General features: G+C 49.0%; 16 protein-coding genes. 6 read left to right on the top strand and 10 right to left on the bottom strand.

Annotated elements, in window-relative coordinates; all coding sequences use genetic code 11:
• The first annotated feature begins 30 nt into the window (after window positions 1–30).
• Window positions 31–1,551 (top strand): galactose/methyl galactoside ABC transporter ATP-binding protein MglA, encoded by a 1,521-nt coding sequence (mglA, locus tag SC127_RS17135; protein ID WP_243077555.1) that lies wholly within the window; start codon window positions 31–33, stop codon window positions 1,549–1,551.
• Window positions 1,552–1,570: 19 nt separating this feature from the next.
• Window positions 1,571–2,581, top strand: coding sequence for a galactose/methyl galactoside ABC transporter permease MglC (gene mglC, locus SC127_RS17130; protein WP_215846199.1), 1,011 nt, complete (start codon window positions 1,571–1,573; stop codon window positions 2,579–2,581).
• 39 nt (window positions 2,582–2,620) lie between these two features.
• On the opposite strand, the gene sanA is transcribed toward mglC, so the two are convergent.
• The 6 genes from sanA to metG form a co-directional block, all read right to left on the bottom strand.
• A complete protein-coding gene (gene sanA / locus SC127_RS17125; protein ID WP_243077556.1) occupies window positions 2,621–3,346 on the bottom strand; it encodes an outer membrane permeability protein SanA in 726 nt (241 codons plus the stop codon).
• A gap of 135 nt (window positions 3,347–3,481) precedes the next feature.
• Window positions 3,482–5,179, bottom strand: coding sequence for an NAD-dependent malic enzyme (locus SC127_RS17120; protein ID WP_215846201.1), 1,698 nt, complete (start codon window positions 5,177–5,179; stop codon window positions 3,482–3,484).
• A 291-nt stretch (window positions 5,180–5,470) separates the two neighbouring features.
• Window positions 5,471–6,361, bottom strand: a complete 891-nt coding sequence (gene cdd / locus SC127_RS17115; protein ID WP_332627202.1) for a cytidine deaminase — start codon at window positions 6,359–6,361, stop codon at window positions 5,471–5,473.
• 117 nt (window positions 6,362–6,478) lie between these two features.
• The gene (locus SC127_RS17110) at window positions 6,479–7,171 is read right to left on the bottom strand and encodes a CidB/LrgB family autolysis modulator (protein ID WP_215846203.1); all 693 of its coding nucleotides are present in this window, start codon (window positions 7,169–7,171) and stop codon (window positions 6,479–6,481) included.
• Window positions 7,164–7,553 (bottom strand): CidA/LrgA family protein, encoded by a 390-nt coding sequence (locus tag SC127_RS17105; protein WP_215846204.1) that lies wholly within the window; start codon window positions 7,551–7,553, stop codon window positions 7,164–7,166. The genes SC127_RS17110 and SC127_RS17105 overlap by 8 nt, the downstream gene beginning before the upstream one ends.
• 160 nt (window positions 7,554–7,713) lie before the next feature.
• Window positions 7,714–9,747 carry a methionine--tRNA ligase gene (gene metG, locus SC127_RS17100; protein WP_243077558.1) on the bottom strand — a complete coding sequence of 678 codons (2,034 nt, stop codon included), beginning with the start codon at window positions 9,745–9,747 and terminating at the stop codon, window positions 7,714–7,716.
• Between the two features lie 163 nt (window positions 9,748–9,910).
• Here metG and apbC point away from each other — a divergent pair, with 163 nt between their 5' ends.
• Window positions 9,911–11,023: an iron-sulfur cluster carrier protein ApbC gene (gene apbC / locus SC127_RS17095; protein ID WP_332627201.1), complete on the top strand. Its 1,113-nt coding sequence runs from the start codon at window positions 9,911–9,913 to the stop codon at window positions 11,021–11,023.
• On the opposite strand, the gene SC127_RS17090 is transcribed toward apbC, so the two are convergent.
• On the bottom strand, window positions 11,020–11,475 hold the full coding sequence (locus tag SC127_RS17090; RefSeq protein ID WP_243077560.1) for a GNAT family N-acetyltransferase: 456 nt from the start codon (window positions 11,473–11,475) through the stop codon (window positions 11,020–11,022). The genes apbC and SC127_RS17090 overlap by 4 nt on opposite strands.
• A gap of 339 nt (window positions 11,476–11,814) precedes the next feature.
• On the opposite strand from SC127_RS17090, the gene ahpC reads away from it, so the two are divergent.
• Window positions 11,815–12,378, top strand: a complete 564-nt coding sequence (ahpC, locus tag SC127_RS17085) for an alkyl hydroperoxide reductase subunit C (protein WP_215846206.1) — start codon at window positions 11,815–11,817, stop codon at window positions 12,376–12,378.
• A gap of 71 nt (window positions 12,379–12,449) precedes the next feature.
• On the top strand, window positions 12,450–14,018 hold the full coding sequence (ahpF, locus tag SC127_RS17080) for an alkyl hydroperoxide reductase subunit F (protein ID WP_215846208.1): 1,569 nt from the start codon (window positions 12,450–12,452) through the stop codon (window positions 14,016–14,018).
• Between the two features lie 51 nt (window positions 14,019–14,069).
• Here the strand turns inward: ahpF and SC127_RS17075 are convergent, their stop codons facing one another.
• Together SC127_RS17075 and SC127_RS17070 are read right to left on the bottom strand one after the other, a co-directional pair.
• Window positions 14,070–15,029, bottom strand: a complete 960-nt coding sequence (locus tag SC127_RS17075) for an AEC family transporter (protein WP_243077562.1) — start codon at window positions 15,027–15,029, stop codon at window positions 14,070–14,072.
• Window positions 15,030–15,148: 119 nt separating this feature from the next.
• On the bottom strand, window positions 15,149–15,346 hold the full coding sequence (locus tag SC127_RS17070) for a yippee family protein (protein WP_243078474.1): 198 nt from the start codon (window positions 15,344–15,346) through the stop codon (window positions 15,149–15,151).
• Between the two features lie 361 nt (window positions 15,347–15,707).
• Here SC127_RS17070 and SC127_RS17065 point away from each other — a divergent pair, with 361 nt between their 5' ends.
• Window positions 15,708–16,187, top strand: a complete 480-nt coding sequence (locus tag SC127_RS17065; RefSeq protein ID WP_215846209.1) for an Hcp family type VI secretion system effector — start codon at window positions 15,708–15,710, stop codon at window positions 16,185–16,187.
• Between the two features lie 264 nt (window positions 16,188–16,451).
• Here SC127_RS17065 and SC127_RS17060 read toward each other — a convergent pair whose 3' ends face one another.
• Window positions 16,452–16,979: a DUF2778 domain-containing protein gene (locus SC127_RS17060; protein ID WP_243077564.1), complete on the bottom strand. Its 528-nt coding sequence runs from the start codon at window positions 16,977–16,979 to the stop codon at window positions 16,452–16,454.
• Window positions 16,980–18,233: the final 1,254 nt, after the last annotated feature.

The raw sequence follows: 18,233 nt of genomic DNA, 5'->3' as shown, positions 1-18,233 counted from the left end.
TGACCACCGTTTTTTTAAGCCAGGTAAATTATGGCCAGTGATAATACGACCGCGCAGCGTGAATATCTGCTGGAAATGACTGATGTCAGTAAATCATTTCCGGGGGTAAAAGCTTTAGATAATGTGAATTTAAAAGTGCGGCCTCACTCCGTTCATGCATTGATGGGTGAAAACGGCGCCGGTAAATCAACATTATTAAAATGCCTGTTTGGTATTTATAAGAAAGACACGGGAAGTATCCTGTTTCAGGGTAAGGAAATAGATTATAAAAGTTCTAAAGAGGCGCTGGAAAATGGCGTTTCAATGGTGCATCAGGAATTAAACCTGGTTCTTCAACGCACCGTAATGGATAACATGTGGCTCGGACGTTATCCACGCAAAGGCTTTTTTGTCGATCAGGATAAAATGTATCGCGATACCAAAGCGATATTTGATGAGCTTGATATCGATATTGATCCGCGCGACAAAGTGGCTAATCTTTCCGTCTCGCAAATGCAGATGATTGAAATTGCCAAAGCGTTCTCTTACGACGCAAAAATTGTGATTATGGATGAGCCGACTTCCTCGTTAACCGAGAAAGAGGTGAATCACCTGTTCACCATTATTCGTAAACTGAAAGATCGCGGCTGTGGCATTGTTTATATTTCTCACAAGATGGAAGAGATATTCCAACTGTGTGATGAAATTACTATCTTGCGCGACGGTCAGTGGATCGCCTCTCAGCCACTGGAAGGGCTGGATATGGACAAGATCATCGCTATGATGGTTGGGCGTTCATTGAATCAGCGCTTCCCCGATAAAAGTAATGTACCTGGCGAGACCATTCTTGAGGTGCGTCATTTGACCTCCTTGCGTCAGCCTTCGATTCGCGATATTTCATTTGATTTGCGTAAAGGGGAGATTCTCGGTATTGCCGGTCTGGTGGGCGCTAAAAGGACCGATATTGTCGAGACACTGTTTGGTATTCGTGAAAAGTCGGGCGGCACTATTAAGCTGCACGGTAAAGCGATCAATAACCACAGCGCCAACGAAGCCATTAACCATGGTTTTGCGCTGGTAACGGAAGAGCGTCGCTCAACCGGGATTTATGCGTATTTAGATATTGGCTTTAACTCGCTTATCTCCAATATCAAAAAATATAAAAATAGTATGGGGCTGCTGGATAATAAACGCATGAAAAGCGATACCCAATGGGTTATCGATGCCATGCGTGTTAAAACGCCAGGCCACCATACGCAAATTGGTTCCCTTTCCGGGGGTAACCAACAAAAAGTTATTATTGGTCGCTGGTTATTGACCCAGCCTGAAATCCTGATGCTTGATGAACCTACACGCGGCATTGATGTTGGCGCGAAGTTCGAAATTTACCAGTTAATTGCTGAGCTGGCGAAAAAAGAGAAAGGCATCATTATTATCTCTTCCGAAATGCCCGAGCTATTAGGCATTACCGATCGTATTTTGGTAATGAGTAACGGCATGGTAGCAGGCATTGTTGAAACTAAAACGACCACGCAGAACGAAATATTGCGTTTAGCGTCATTACACCTTTAATGAAGCAAGGGCTGTTAACATGAAAGCGACTACAAAAAAGAATGCGCTAACCTGGTTGAAAGAGGGCGGCATTTACGTTGTGCTGCTGGTTTTATTGGCCATTATTATTTTCCAGGATCCGACATTTTTAAGTTTAATGAACCTGAGTAATATTCTGACCCAATCCTCGGTGCGTATTATTATCGCGCTGGGTGTAGCGGGTTTAATTGTTACGCAGGGTACCGACCTGTCAGCGGGTCGTCAGGTGGGCTTAGCGGCTGTTGTGGCAGCGACTTTGCTACAGGCGATGGACAACGCCAATAAAGTTTTTCCTAACATGGATACCGTACCGATTCCCTTGGTTATTGTGACCGTGTGTATTATCGGTGGTGTTATTGGTCTGGTGAACGGCGTGATTATTGCGTACCTGAAAGTGACGCCATTTATCACCACGTTAGGCACCATGATTATCGTTTACGGCATCAACTCGCTTTATTACGACTATGTTGGCGCATCGCCAATAGCCGGTTTTGATGCAGGCTTCTCTAAATTTGCGCAAGGATTCCTGCGCTTTGGCGACTTTAAGCTTTCGTTTATTACGTTTTATGCCGTGATTGCCATCGTGTTTGTCTGGATCCTGTGGAATAAAACCCGTTTCGGCAAAAACATCTTTGCTATCGGCGGTAATCCTGAAGCAGCAAGAGTTTCCGGCGTGAACGTGCCATTAAACCTGATCATGATCTATGCGCTGTCAGGGGTGTTCTATGCCTTCGGCGGTATGCTGGAAGCGGGACGTATCGGCTCGGCGACTAACAACCTTGGCTTTATGTACGAACTTGATGCTATCGCAGCGTGCGTGGTAGGCGGCGTCTCCTTTGCCGGCGGTGTCGGCACCGTGGCGGGCGTAGTTACCGGTGTGCTGATCTTTACCGTCATCAACTACGGTTTGACCTATATCGGCGTGAACCCATATTGGCAGTACATCATCAAGGGCGGCATTATTATCTTTGCCGTCGCGCTGGATTCACTGAAATACTCGCGCAAAAAGTAATTTCCGCAATAACGAAAAAGCGACCTTCGGGTCGCTTTTTTATTTGGCTGGCTTCTGCTTCTGCTCTTGTTCCAGCAGCTGTTCCGGCGTCACTGCAGGATAGCTTTGCGCATCTTCAGGTATTTCACGCACCGCCGGAATCGGCACCAGTGGACCTAAGAAACGCGGTTCACGCTTCATGACAAACAGATCGCTTAACGCGCCTAACCGCGCCGCAACCTCACGTGCGCGAACGCTCAGCATATTTTTAGGCGAGGGCACGGCATAACATTGCGCCTGAATCCCTAAGTGCAGCGCAATAAACAGTGCGCGTTCACAGTGAAAGCGTTGAGTAATAATAATGAAGTCATTGGTATCAAATACTTTACGAGTACGGACAATCGAATCCAGAGTACGAAAACCGGCATAATCCAGCACGATGTCAGCAGGATCGACGCCCGCTTTGATTAAGTCACGGCGCATTGTCATTGGCTCGTTGTAGCTCTGTAAAGCGTTATCCCCGCTCAGCAGCAGATAATTCACCTTGCCGCTGTTATACGCATTGAGCGCACCCTGCATGCGATAAAGGTAATACTGATTAATGACGCCGGTTCGATAATATTTGGCTGTGCCTAATACCACACCAACCTGACGATGCGGCAATGCCGAAACATTCTCATAAATGTAGGGAGCGGTTTTCCAGCTAATCCAGCGATCGAGGCCAATAGCAGTCCCCACCATGAATAAGATGATGAAAAGCAGACCAATGAAAACGCGTTTCAACATGCGCGTGGGCACTCAACGTCAGGATAATTTGATGGGTCAAGGCTACTTGAGGTACATCGGGGAAGCAAGTTTGCGCCGGTTGGCTGATGCAAAATTAGGCAGTGCCGGATCTGATTCGACCCGGCACTCAAGCCGTTAAATGGAGGTACGACGATAATGACGATACTGCGGCAGCCAAAAGTTATTCGAAATAGCCAGTGACAGCACATCTTCTGACGTAACAACAGCAACGCCCGCGAGCTGTGCGGCCTTGCCTACTTCCATCGCGATGATTTTCGACACACCCTGAATATCTTTGATTTCTGGCAGCACCGGCCCTTCGCCGTCATTCACCAGCGGTGAACAATCTGCAAGGGCGCGACTGGCGGTCATCAACATGGTGTCGGTAACGCGGCTGGCACCTGACGCAATCACACCTAAACCGATACCTGGGAAGATATAGGAGTTATTACACTGCGCAATCGGATAGGTTTTGCCGTTCCAGCTTACCGGTGAGAACGGGCTACCGGTGGCGACCAGCGCGGCCCCGTCAGTCCAGGCGATAATATCCGCAGGCGTCGCTTCAACACGTGACGTTGGGTTGGAGAGCGGCATGACGATAGGACGCGCGCAATGTTTGTGCATCTCGCGAATAATCTCTTCGGTAAACAGGCCCGGTTGACCCGAAACACCAATCAGAATGTCTGGCTGCGCATTGCGCACCACATCCAGCAGCGAAATAGCGTCGTTGGTAACGTCCCACCCTTTGAGGTTTTCACTCTTTTGCACCAGCTTGCTCTGGAAATTGAGCAGGTTAGGCAGTTTATCCGTTAACAAACCAAAGCGATCAACCATCATGACGCGGCCGCGTGCTTCGTCGTCGCTTAATCCTTCTGATTTCATCTGAGCGATAATCTGCTCGGCGATACCACAACCGGCTGAACCTGCGCCCAGGAATACCACTTTTTGCTCGCACAAACGACTGCCTGCAGCACGGCTGGCGGCAATTAATGTCCCGACGGTAACGGCGGCGGTGCCCTGAATGTCATCGTTGAAGCAGCAGACTTCATCACGATAACGCTCCAGCAGTGGCATAGCGTTCTTCTGCGCAAAATCTTCAAACTGCAACAGCACTTTCGGCCAGCGGCGCTTAACGGCCTGAATAAAGTCATTCACAAACGCATCATACTCTTCGCCGGTAATGCGCGGATGACGCCAGCCCATATAGAGCGGATCGTTCAGCAACTGCTGGTTATTGGTGCCGACATCCAGCACCACCGGCAAGGTGTAAGCGGGAGAGATACCGCCACAAGCGGTGTAGAGCGAAAGCTTACCAATTGGAATACCCATGCCGCCGATACCCTGATCGCCCAAGCCAAGAATGCGCTCGCCATCAGTGACCACGATCACTTTCACGTTCTGTTTAGTGGCGTTTTGCAGCATGTCTTCGATGTGATCGCGGTTCGGGTAAGAGATGAACACGCCACGCGCGCGACGATAAATTTCTGAGAAGTGTTCGCACGCGGCGCCGACGGTTGGGGTATAGATGATCGGCATCATCTCTTCAAGATGATTATCCAGCAGGCGGTAGAACAGGGTTTCGTTGGTGTCTTGGATATTGCGCAGATAGACGTGCTTATCGTTATTATTTTTGAAGTCCTGGAACTGACGCCAGGCGCGCTGCGCTTGCTCTTCAATACTTTCTACCGCTTCAGGCAGCAAACCTCTAAGGTTAAATTCATTACGTTCTTCGAGGGAGAAGGCGCTGCCTTTATTCAGAAGGGGAAATTCCAGTAAAATCGGGCCTGCGTAAGGGATGTAAAGCGGACGTTTACTTTCGTAGTCGAGTTCCATGCAATGATGCTCCGGTTGCGGTAGTGTCTGGCGTGACGCCGGAAAGGTAACGCCAGTTTTTTTCCCATCCTGATTCAGGCTGCTGATGCATTGGCCGCGCTTATTTATCTCAATGAATAACCAAAGCAAACTATCAAGGGCAGACGCGTTTGGCAGTACTGCAATGCAGCGCAAATCAATCTGGGTAATTGTTATAACGTGAATTCTGGCGCCAGATCCTAGTAATTTTCCCGCAGAAGTACAGCACTTGTTAATAAAAGGTCACAAAACTGCTGGCGGTATGACAAAAGGTTATGCTTTGTGCAATTCAACCTGCAACAGTTCGTTGCAGCCCAGCGCCTGAAGCGTTGCTTGTGTCGCGGCAAACTGACTCAGCGTGGCATCTTTCACTTCCGCTAAAACGGCGCTTTTTACTTGATTGCAGGCTTCACCGTGCATATTCAGCAGGATCAACGCGGCCTGTAACGGCGGCAGACTTGGATTGAACGCCGCATTTTCAGCATAACGGCCAGTAATGGTTCGCCCTGATGCGGTGATCAGCGCAACACCGCTGTGAGACTGGCTATAAGGCGCATGGCTGGCGTTAGCTGCAGCAACGGCAGCTTGTACCAAGGCATCACCTTCTGCGCGGTAGCCGTGATCCACTTCATCCATCAGTAATTCTGTGATCGCCAGATCGCGTGGGCCAAAGGCATCGGGGAGGTAATCGGCCAGCGTGCTGATTGCGCGTTGAGGCAGGCTGATACGAATCGCGGTGCCGCTGTTCAATTCGTTCATAAACTGACGGCAATGACCACATGGCGTGTAATTTACGGTGATGGTTTCCAGCCGACGCTCACCGCGCAGCCAGGCATGGGTGATAGCGCTCTGCTCAGCGTGAACGGTTTGTTGCAGTGGCGCACCGACGAACTCCATATTGGCACCGAAATACCAGTTGCCGCTGATACCGCGCGCAATAGCCCCGACATTGAAATGCGAAACTGTGGCTACCGCGCAGGCAGCCGCCAGCGGTAACAACGCAAGCGCCAGGTTATCGGTATCCAGTTGCGTTTGCTGTTGCAGATTGGCGACCTGTGTGGCTGTCAGCACAGCGTGAAAATCAGGATCATCCAAAATCGGGCGAAGCGCAGTTTGCAGCGTTGACGGCAACGCGTCGAAAGCAGCGAGGAAACGTGGGTGCATGAAAGCCTCTTAAATCATCAGGAAAAGGTGCCGGATAACGGTTATATGTGATCCCCGTCGCTCTGACAATGCAACCTGGTTTGCTTGTTTCAACTTTGCGAGATCTCTCGCAAAGTTTTAGCCAAACCAGTGCATCATCAGCGGAAAGAGAAAGGGCGCAAGCAGCGAAGTAATAATGCCGCAGATCACCAGCGCCAACGAACTGAAAGCACCTTCCTGAAAATCAACCTCGGCGCTGCGTGCAGTACCCAGCGCGTGCGAAGCATTGCCAATCGCTAGCCCCCGTGCCGCCTTGGTTTTAACCCCCAGCAGGTTAAGCAGCATGTGGCCAAACACCGCCCCTAAAACGCCGGCAATAAGCACGCAGATAGCGCTGATGGCGGGAATACCCTGCAGCGAGCCAGAAACCGCCATCGCAATCGGCGTGGTGACAGATTTAGGCATGATGGTGGCGGCAATCTCAGGTGTTGCACCCATCCATAAGGCAATTGCGGTGCCGGAAACCATGGCAGTCACGCTGCCGATAAAACAGACGCTGATAATTGATTTCCAGCGAGCACGAATCTGATGCATTTGCTCATACAGCGGTAGCGCGAGCGCAACAACAGCAGGCTGCAACAGCTGATTAAGGATCTGGCTGCCAGCAAAATAGCGGGTGTAAGGAATGTGCAGCAGCAGCAGAATCGGGATGATAATCGCCATGGCGACCAGCAGCGGATTGATCAATGAGATTTTCAATCGCTTAGCCAGGCGACGTGCAATGTAAAAGGCCGCGATGGTCAGCGGCAGCGACCACCAAATATCAATCATCGCGCGGCTCCTTTACAGGACGCGTATGCAGTTTGTGTGTGCTCAATCCCACCACCGTTAACACCAGAAAAGTGCTGACGACGCAGGAGACCACGATTGGACCAAACTGCTCGGTCAAAATATCGGTATAGCTCATTACGCCTACGCTGATCGGCACAAACAGCAGCGCCATATAACGAATGATGAGATGACACCCGGGTTTAACCCACTTTACCGGCAAAATTCGACAAGCCAGCAGGGCGAATAAGATCAGCATACCAATGATGCTACCGGGAATAGTGATAGGCAGTAACAGCGCGATGCCATTTCCCGCATATAAACAGAGATAAATGATGATGAAGGCGCGCAGGTAGCGCCAGATGACAGACAGCACGGTGGGCATGACAGGCTCCTGTTTTTACTGAGCTTCATCATACGCATTAACTGCTTAGCGTGCTAGCGGTCACATTTACGTGGGGAAACGTTGCGTTACTGACTGGAATAAAAGGAGAAAGACGGATTTGAAGAACACTCTCTCCCGCTGAGGGAGAGAGTGAAAAAGCTTACTTAACCGGCATGCCTGGCACTGCACCGCTGTCCACAGAGAGTACGAACAGATCTTTGCCGCCAGGACCCGCAGAAAGCACCATGCCTTCGGAGATGCCAAAGCGCATTTTACGCGGTGCCAGGTTGGCAACGATGATGGTCATTTTGCCGACCAATACCGAAGGATCGGGATAGGCTGCGCGAATGCCAGAGAAAATCTGACGCTTCTCGCCGCCCACATCCAACTCCAGACGCAGCAGTTTGTCAGAGCCTTCGACCAGCTCAGCTTTTTCGATAAGCGCAACACGCATATCAACTTTAGCGAAGTCATCAATGGTAATGGCATCACCAATCGGTGCATCGGCCAGCGGGCCGTTGGCCGCAGGTTTGTTCGCGACTGCAGCATCTTCTTTTGACGCTTCAATCAGACCATTTACTTTGGTCATTTCAATGCGGCTATAAAGTGCTTTAAACGGTGCCACCTGATGATCCAGCAGCGGTTGCTGAATGGCATCCCAGCTTAGCGCTGAGTTTAGGAACGCTTCGGTGCGTTCGCTCAGCGATGGCAGCACGGGCTTCAGCCAGGTCATCAATACGCGGAACATGTTGATGCCCATAGAACAGATCGCCTGCAGGTCAGCATCGCGGCCTTCCTGCTTCGCCACCACCCAAGGAGCCTGCTCGTCAACGTAACGGTTGGCGATATCGGCCAGCGCCATAATCTCACGGATAGCACGGCTGAATTCGCGGTTCGCCCAGGCTTCACCAATTTTCTCTGAGGCATCCAGGAAAGTTTGATACAGCGCCGGATCGGCCAGTTCGCTGGCGAGCTTGCCGTCGAAACGCTTGGTGATAAAGCCCGCGTTACGTGAAGCCAGATTCACCACTTTATTCACGATGTCAGCGTTCACGCGCTGAACGAAATCTTCCAGATTCAGGTCGATATCATCGATGCGGGAAGAGAGCTTCGCTGCATAGTAATAACGCAGGCTGTCGGCATCAAGGTGTTGCAACCAGGTGCTGGCCTTGATGAAGGTGCCGCGTGATTTGGACATCTTCGCACCGTTTACGGTCACATAGCCGTGAACGAACAGGTTGTTTGGCTTGCGGAAGTTGCTGCCTTCCAGCATTGCTGGCCAGAACAGGCTGTGGAAGTAAACAATGTCTTTACCGATAAAGTGATAGAGCTCAGTGGTGGAATCTTTTTTCCAGAACTCATCAAAGTCGATGTCGCCGCGCTTGTCGCACAGATTTTTGAATGAGCCCATGTAACCAATTGGCGCATCCAGCCAGACGTAGAAATATTTGCCCGGCGCATCGGGAATTTCAAAGCCGAAATAAGGCGCATCGCGGGAGATATCCCACTGTTGCAGGCCAGACTCAAACCACTCCTGCATTTTGTTAGCGACCTGCTCCTGCAGCGCGCCGGAACGTGTCCAGGCTTGCAGCATTTCGCTGAACGAAGGCAGATCAAAAAAGAAATGTTCAGAGTCACGCATTTCCGGTGTCGCACCAGAAACCACCGATTTAGGATCAATCAGCTCAGTTGGGCTGTAAGTTGCGCCACAAACTTCGCAGTTATCGCCATACTGATCGGGTGACTTACAATTCGGGCAGGTGCCTTTTACAAAGCGATCGGGCAGGAACATGCCTTTTTCAGGATCGTAGAGCTGAGAAATGACGCGGTTTTTAATGAAACCGTTCTCTTTCAGGCGGCCATAGATCAGTTCTGACAGCTGACGGTTTTCATCGCCATGCGTTGAGTGATAATTGTCATAGCTGACATTGAAACCCGCGAAATCCGCTTCATGCTCTTGTTTCATTTCAGCAATCATCTGCTCCGGCTCAATGCCAAGCTGCTGCGCTTTGAGCATAATTGGCGTGCCGTGCGCATCATCAGCGCAGATGAAATAAACCTGATTGCCACGCATTCGTTGGTAACGCACCCAAATGTCTGCCTGGATATGCTCGAGCATGTGGCCGAGATGGATTGAACCGTTCGCGTAAGGCAGTGCGCACGTTACCAGAATTTTTTTAGCGACTTGAGTCATAGTTTGCGTAGCTTTCTGTTGATTGAAAAAACGGGCTTAGATGTTAACCGAAGCCTACTCCGGCGTAAACACAAGCGGCGTACGCTTCATCATCGTGGGCTTCTGATAGTATTGACAATACACCGCTGAAATACAGCGTTAGAAAAATGAAAAAGGAGTGGGGATGACATCACAATCCCGAGAACCGCATACACCTGAAGCTCTGCGCGCCGTTGTTGTCGGCGTGCTGAACAGCTTTGAACATCCAACCCTCAAACGCAACCTTACCGCGATCAAGGCGCTGCACCATGTTGCTCAGCTGGATGGCAAACTGCATATCGAGCTGGTTATGCCCTTTGCCTGGACCAGCGCCTTTGAGGAGCTGAAAGCGCAAACCAGCTCTGAGCTGCTGCGTTTAACCGGTACGCGCGCCATTGACTGGCGGCTCAACCACGATATTGCCACCCTGAAGCGCGTGAAAGGTCAGTCGGGTGTAAAAGGGGTAAAAAATATCGTTGCCGTCAGTTCTGGCAAGGGCGGCGTCGGTAAATCCAGTACCGCTGTCAATATGGCGCTGGCTCTCGCGGCAGAAGGCGCACGCGTAGGTATTCTGGATGCGGATATTTATGGCCCTTCAGTGCCCACCATGCTTGGCACTGAAAATGAACGTCCAACCTCGCCGGATGGCACGCACATGGCACCGATTATGGCGCATGGCCTGGCCACCAACTCTATCGGTTATCTGGTCACCGATGATAACGCGATGGTGTGGCGCGGGCCGATGGCCAGTAAAGCGCTGATGCAGCTGTTGAACGAAACTTTGTGGCCCGAACTCGATTACCTGGTGCTGGATATGCCGCCAGGAACCGGTGATATTCAGCTCACGCTGGCGCAAAATGTTCCGGTAACGGGTGCGCTGGTAGTGACCACGCCGCAAGACATTGCGCTGATTGATGCACGCAAAGGCTTGGTCATGTTTGAAAAAGTGAATGTGCCGGTGCTGGGTATTGTGGAAAACATGAGCATTCACATTTGCAGCAACTGTGCCTTCCATGAACCGATTTTTGGTACCGGCGGCGCTGAAAAACTGGCAGAAGATTACGGTACGCGATTGCTGGCGCAGCTGCCGTTGCATATTAATCTGCGTGAGGATCTGGACGACGGTGAACCCACGGTTATTCGTCGCCCTGAGAGTGAGTTTACTGCGCTCTATCGCCAGTTAGCCGGGCGGGTTGCCGCTCAGCTTTACTGGCAAGGCGACGTCATTCCTGACGACATCGCCTTCCGCGCGATTTAACCCACGCCCGATCCGCTGGCGAACGCTGACGCCAGCGGATAATGCATCAAGACATATTTCCCCTGATCGCCTTCACCCTGCGCAATCATTTGCCAGCCGTGTTGCAGGTAAAATGCCTGCGCCGCCTTATTCATTTGCAAGCATTTCAGTGCGCCCGTTGAGGTAAAGCGCGCTTGCACCGCTTCCAGTAAGGCGCTGCCGACGCCACGCCCTTGATAATCGGGATCAACATACAGGCTGTGCAGAAAGTTATCGTTCTCTAGCAATCCTGCAAAACCCACACGATGTCCCTCTAACTCAGCGACCAATATCGTTTCGCCAATAATCACTGCATCGAAATCCTCAAGCTTCCAATGGCTGCCATCAATCCAGTGCCAGTTTTCACGGCGTGAAGCTAAAAAGAGGGTGCGCAGGAAAGGGCGATCGGATTCAGTAAACAATCGAATGTGCACAAGTCAGCTCCTAAAAACATCTTTTCTACAAAGCTAGCAGCTAAGTTGAGAAATGATAAACCGCGTTAATACAGCGAGATTACGTGTAAACTGCGCAGCGGTGCCATTTACTCGTCTGACTTCCCGTTGCAGATCTGCTGGCTGTTCGCACGCATCCCCTTTGAGCCAAATCCCAAGGGTTCGCGCGCTTGCCGCCTTTTTGCAACGCGGGATAGGTAGAGTAAAGATTGATAAGATCGGCGTTTGATAGCTTTCGTTTATTTGATTGATAACGACTGCATATTAGATGTTGGCCCAAAAATTCTGTAACGTGCATCACATCTTTTAACGGAGGCCATCATGTCTATTATCAATACCAAAATTAAGCCGTTTAAAAACGCAGCATTCAAAAACGGCGAATTCATCGACGTAACCGAGAAAGACGTTGAAGGTAAATGGAGTGTTTTCTTCTTCTATCCAGCTGACTTCACCTTCGTTTGCCCAACTGAACTGGGTGATGTTGCTGATCATCACGAAGAATTCCAGAAACTGGGCGTAGATATCTATTCTGTTTCTACCGACACCCACTTTACCCACAAAGCCTGGCACGGTTCTTCTGACACCATCGCAAAAATCAAGTATGCGATGATCGGCGACCCAACTGGCGCGCTGACCCGCAACTTCGAAATCATGCGTGAAGCAGAAGGTCTGGCCGATCGTGGTACCTTCATCGTTGATCCAGAAGGCATCATTCAGGCAATCGAAATCACTGCTGAAGGCATTGGCCGTGACGCATCTGACCTGATTCGCAAAGTTAAAGCGGCTCAGTATGTGGCTTCTCACCCAGGTGAAGTGTGCCCAGCTAAGTGGAAAGAAGGCGAAGCAACGCTGGCTCCATCTCTGGATCTGGTTGGCAAAATCTAATCCCGCTTTAGCCCTTCGATCTTTCTCTCATCGGGTGCTACGGCACCCGATTTTTTGACCAGGAACTCACTATGCTCGACACAAATTTGAAAACCCAACTCAAGGCCTATCTTGAGAAATTAACCAAGCCTGTTGAGTTGATTGCCACACTGGATGATGGCGCGAAATCAGCAGAGATTCGTGATCTGTTGGTCGATATCGCGGGACTTTCTGAGAAAGTCAGCTTCCGTGAAGAGAACGATCGTCAGGTTCGTAAACCCTCATTTTTAATTACTAATCCAGGCGCAAATCACGGTCCACGTTTTGCGGGTTCGCCGTTAGGCCACGAATTTACTTCACTGGTGCTGGCATTGCTGCAGACCGGTGGACATCCATCCAAAGAAGCGCAGAGCCTGTTAGATCAGGTTACTGAGCTGGATGGTGACTTCCATTTTGAAACTTACTATTCGCTGTCATGCCACAACTGCCCTGACGTCGTTCAGGCGCTGAACCTGATGGCCGTGTTGAATCCGCGCATCAGCCACACCGCGATTGACGGTGGCCTGTTCCAGAATGAGATTCAGGAACGCAACATCATGGGCGTGCCAGCGGTTTACCTGAACGGTAAAGAGTTTGGTCAGGGCCGTTTGAGCCTGGCAGAGATTGTCAGCAAAGTAGACACCAACGCGGATAAGCGTGCGGCAGAAGAGTTAAACAAACGTGAAGCCTACGAAGTGCTGATCGTCGGCAGCGGCCCAGCGGGCGCAGCGGCAGCGATTTACTCCGCACGTAAAGGCATCCGCACCGGTTTGATGGGTGAACGTTTTGGTGGTCAGGTGCTCGACACCGTTGATATCGAAAACTACATCTCTGTACCAAAAACGGAAGGTGCAAAACTGGCGGGTTCACTGCGCGCACACGTTGATGATTACAACGTTGATGTGATTGAAAGTCAGAGCGCCATCAAACTGATTCCGGCTGCGGTCGAAGGCGGTTTGCATGCGATTGAAACCGCGTCGGGTGCAGTGCTGAAATCTCGCAGCATTATCCTGGCGACCGGCGCACGCTGGCGCAATATGGGTGTGCCGGGCGAAGAAGAATATCGCACTAAAGGCGTGACTTACTGCCCACACTGCGATGGCCCACTGTTCAAAGGCAAACGCACAGCTGTGATTGGCGGCGGTAACTCTGGTGTTGAAGCGGCAATTGATCTGGCAGGTATTGTTGAGCACGTCACCCTGCTGGAGTTTGCTGGTGAAATGCGCGCCGATCAGGTGCTGCAGGATAAACTGCGCAGCTTGAAAAATGTTGATGTGATTCTGAATGCACAGACCACAGAAGTGAAAGGCGATGGCAGTAAAGTGACCGGTTTACAATATATTGACCGCACCAACCAGACCACGCATGAGCTGCCGCTGTCCGGTATCTTTGTTCAGATTGGTTTGCTGCCAAACACACCATGGCTGGAAGGCGCAGTTGAGCGTAACAAGATGGGCGAGATCATCATCGACGCAAAATGCGAAACCACTCTGAAAGGCGTGTTTGCTGCGGGTGACTGCACCACCGTACCGTACAAGCAAATCATCATCGCCAGCGGTGAAGGCGCCAAAGCCTCACTCAGCGCGTTTGATTATTTAATTCGTACGCAATCAGCTGAGTAATTAACACACTCGCTACGCAATAACCCCGGAACCTCTGTTCTGGGGTTTTTTTTAGTATCCCGCTAACGACATGAGCATCATCCACACCGGCGTGGTTATGGCTGCAAATATCGTGGAAAACAGCATGCTGGCCGCTGCCGGGCCGGTAATGACATTGAACTTCTGCGACATCAAATAGACATTCACACCCACCGCCATTGAACCCAACAACACCACTACTTTGCTCTCCAGCGGCGGTAAATCAGTTAACCACGCTATAGCCCACACCGTCATCGGTTGCAGAATCAGCTTCAGCAGACAAATGGTATAACTCTCTTTTAATCCTTCACGCACCCGGTAATGCGCCAGGCTCATGCCCAGCGTGATCAGCGAGAGCGGTGCGGCGATGGAGGCCAGCATGCGTAGCGGTTCCGCCGCAATTAACGGCAGGGGGCGCTGTAAAAAACTCCAAATCGTGCCGCTTAAAATGCCGATGATCAACGGATTTTTCAGCACGCTAATCAAGGTAAGGCCTAAACCTTTTAAGGATAAATTGCCGTGCTTAGCCCATTCCACAGAAAGGGTGAGCAGCGTCCAGAGAATCAGGCTGTTAAACACCAATACCAGCGCCACCGAAGGCAGCGCTTCGGCTCCCAACAGCGCCGTTGCTACGGGAATACCCAGCATCACGTTATTTGAGAAAATGCCGCCGAGTGCAAACACCGAACCGGCAACCCCATCTAGCTTAAATAAGCGTGTCGCGAGTGCTCGCCCAACGATAAACACCAGCAAGCAGCTACCGAAAAAAGCCAGCAACAGGCGAAAGTCCACCGGTGGGCTTTTATAAAAATCGCTCATGACGCGAAATAACATGCAGGGCAGGGCGACGTTGAACACAAAGCGGTTCATGCCCTCGCTGATACTGGCAGGCCATTTACCAAAGCGGGTCAGACAAAAACCAATAAAAATGAGTACAAACAGCGGGGCTGACAAATAGATCTGATGACTTAGCGTATCCAACAAGGTAGACATAGGCGACTGAAGGTAAGTGTCTCAATAGTTTTAAGACTAACAGGTTGTCGCTGAAGGTGTAACCTGCTGAATGGCTTAAGGTAGGTAACGCGTCGGCACGTTATCCTTGAACGGTAAAACTAACCCAACCAGCGACGTGCTTGTTCATCGCTGATATCGCGGTAATAAATCCGATGGATCATCTCCCCGCAACTTTTGCAGCTGGCAGTAATATAAGTAGAAAGATAAGTTCGGCCATTCGGCGAAACTGCACCCTGACGGGTAATATTAATCTCGTGCCAGCGGTGCCGATGGGGAATAAACGCTAAGAATCGCATCATACTTCCTGAAAGTATAAAGTTCCGTCTTTATTGTCTTCTTAACTCCTTGAAAAAATGCTCTTTTCTCTATGTTTTGCGCAGGTTCTTGATTATTTATAATTCAGCTAATACTGGGGTTTAATTAAATTATCGTTGTAAGCTATTTCTGATTAAATTATTTCCGTTCGTTTTTAAACCCGCTGCATTAAGCCTGTTTTTAAGGGGGGAAGGGTTGATCGAGATCATGCGATACGCTTCAAGATAACATTTATCTACCTTGCTTTAGTTTTCACGCTTCCTTATGCTGCAAGCCGTAACAATGACTCGGGGTGCCGCTTTCTACCAGGAAAGGGCTAACAATAAAAGGACGAAGTAACATATGCCAATTCCAGCTTACCTATGGCTTAAAGACGATGGCGGCGCATTGATCAAAGGCTCTGTTGACGTTCATGGACGTGAAAACAGCATCGAAGTGCAGGGTTTTGCACACGGTGTAACTCTTCCTGTTGACCCGACCACTGGCAAAATCACCGCCACTCGTTCACATATGCCTGTCAGTTTTGAGAAGGAATTCGATGCATCAAGCCCGTATCTTTTCAAGGCTGTGACAACGGGACAAACACTCAAATCTGCCGAAATCAAATGGTATCGCATTAGCGATGCAGGCCAAGAGGTTGAATATTTCAATATGCTCTTCGAAGGCGTGAAGATCGTTTCTGTTTTGCCGGGGATGGCAAACATCAAAGCTAGCAGCGGGCAAACTAATCACGTTGAATCGGTTGCAATGATGTATGAAAAAGTGACCTGGCGTTACACTGATGGCAATATCCAGCACTCTGATGCATGGAATGAAAGATAAAATAAACTGGGCTAAGCCCGGTTCTTATATTTCTTGAATAAAAACAGAGATATAATCATAGTTAGTATTGTTTCGATGAGAGACATTGCCACCAACATTTGACCAAATGCTCCTTCAGCATCGTGAAAGCCTAATTCAGATGTAAAATCAATAAACCACGAGGTGTTAGATTTAATTACTGGTATAAATATTTTATAGTTCAACCACATAAATAAAAAAAACATCAAGGCGAAGGATAGCGTCTTCTTCGGAATCACTGATGATTTAGCACACACCGGAAACTCCTCCGTCGATTACTTCAATTGTTCCATACGAATACAATTGTGTTCCGGGGATGTTTGTATTTCCATATGTATAAGTCATTAGCGCCTGCCTTATTTTAATGAAGTCACTACGGTGCTGTAATGTTATACATCCCTGAGAAATCCCTGCCGGACCAATTGGATGCAATCTAAAATTCCCCCTTTCTACGCCATCAATGAATGTTTTGTCATCAACGTGTGAATCTTGTCTAAATAGTCCAAACCATTCCGCGTGAATTACGGGGGTATCTGTTGGCCATGTCCAGGCCTCACGGCTCATTGTGTATAGCATGGACTTAAACCCATTAACAGGACGTTTCACGATGTGATAGCGACCAAGCGGGATCGGCCCTTTAAAAGGTATAGCGGCACATGCGGCATTGTTGCGATACTGATCATTGCCAGAAAACGCCATAAAGTGCCCTATACCTGGTAGTATGAGGGGAGAGAATTGTGCGCCTGTAAGAATAAACTTTCCGTTGATTGCCATTTGGCTTTAATCCCTTATTAGTAAACCACTCTTATTATAAGGTTTTTATTGTTGATTTAAAGAAATCATCAAAATTAACAGCGTATTAATTACAATTTCAAAAGCTTTTAGCACGATGGTAGGCTCTGCTAGGCTCTCAGTCTCGCTCCCTAAAGAGTACTTGGTTAACCTCATCACAACGCGTTTGGTGAGTATTGCCTGATAAGGGATAGGTAGGGAGGCAAGGGAAATAAATTATATTTGCTGAGATAAAATTTAGGATCGTCATTTAATACATAAATTAGCTGGGGCCAGTCTAAACATAGTTCTAAGACTACCTCTTATTTTAAGAGAGGCGAAGTGTCTGGTGATCTATGGGGCCAGTCTATTCTACCATTCTCCACACGCTAAACATCAGTTAGTGTTACTTGCACGGCTAATGCATTGAAGCTGCTCAAGATGAATACAAGCACAAGTGATCTACTCATTTTCAATTTTTCCCATTTTTTCCTTAATCCATTTAACCAATACAATTATAGCGACACTATCGCAGGTTAACGACGGAACTAAAGGACGCTATAGCAACCTTCGCCGTGGGATTGTTTTTGCAGGTTTTGATGCATACAGCAAGTTACGTTTTCATACGTCGATGAAAAGTGCATTCCAATATGTTAGTCCACTTGATGAAGGAAATATCATTACACAGAGACGTGAAATCTTACCCAACATTCACAATGCCTGGTATTGCAGTTGACGTAGTTAAAATCACAGACCCACTTTTAACACCTTTCATTGCTATTAATGAGTTTATTATGCTTCCAGTTTTTACTGGTGGAACTGGCGCGTTTAAACATATTTTCGGTGCGTCAAGTGCAGATAAAATCTTGCTCGCGAGGGAACACCTCAAGAGGTATTTAGCTACGTTTACGAAAAAGAACGTGGTGAAGCTGAAGTCGTGAGTGAAGCATCAATCTTACCTGTTAATCATGCGACAGGCTTTACACTGAAGATAACCGCAACTGTTTGATGATTAGATTTACCGTTGCAGCCCTTTTATTGCTTATCGAAGCACTGTTCTTATTTGATCTGTTTGGAGGTTCGTTTAATTTACCATTTCATATAGTTATATCTATTTATTTTAAGGAGCCAGAATAATGGCGAAGATTAATATTCAAGATGACGAAGACAATAACCTTATCATCGACAAAATCAACGACAGAATGTTGGTTAGCTTGATTAATATCAGCCGATTAGCACACATTACAAAATAACTCC

The organism is Pantoea sp. T14 (genome assembly GCF_036663535.1).
GTDB lineage: Bacteria > Pseudomonadota > Gammaproteobacteria > Enterobacterales > Enterobacteriaceae > Pantoea > Pantoea phytostimulans.
This window is presented reverse-complemented; position numbering and strand designations above follow the sequence as displayed.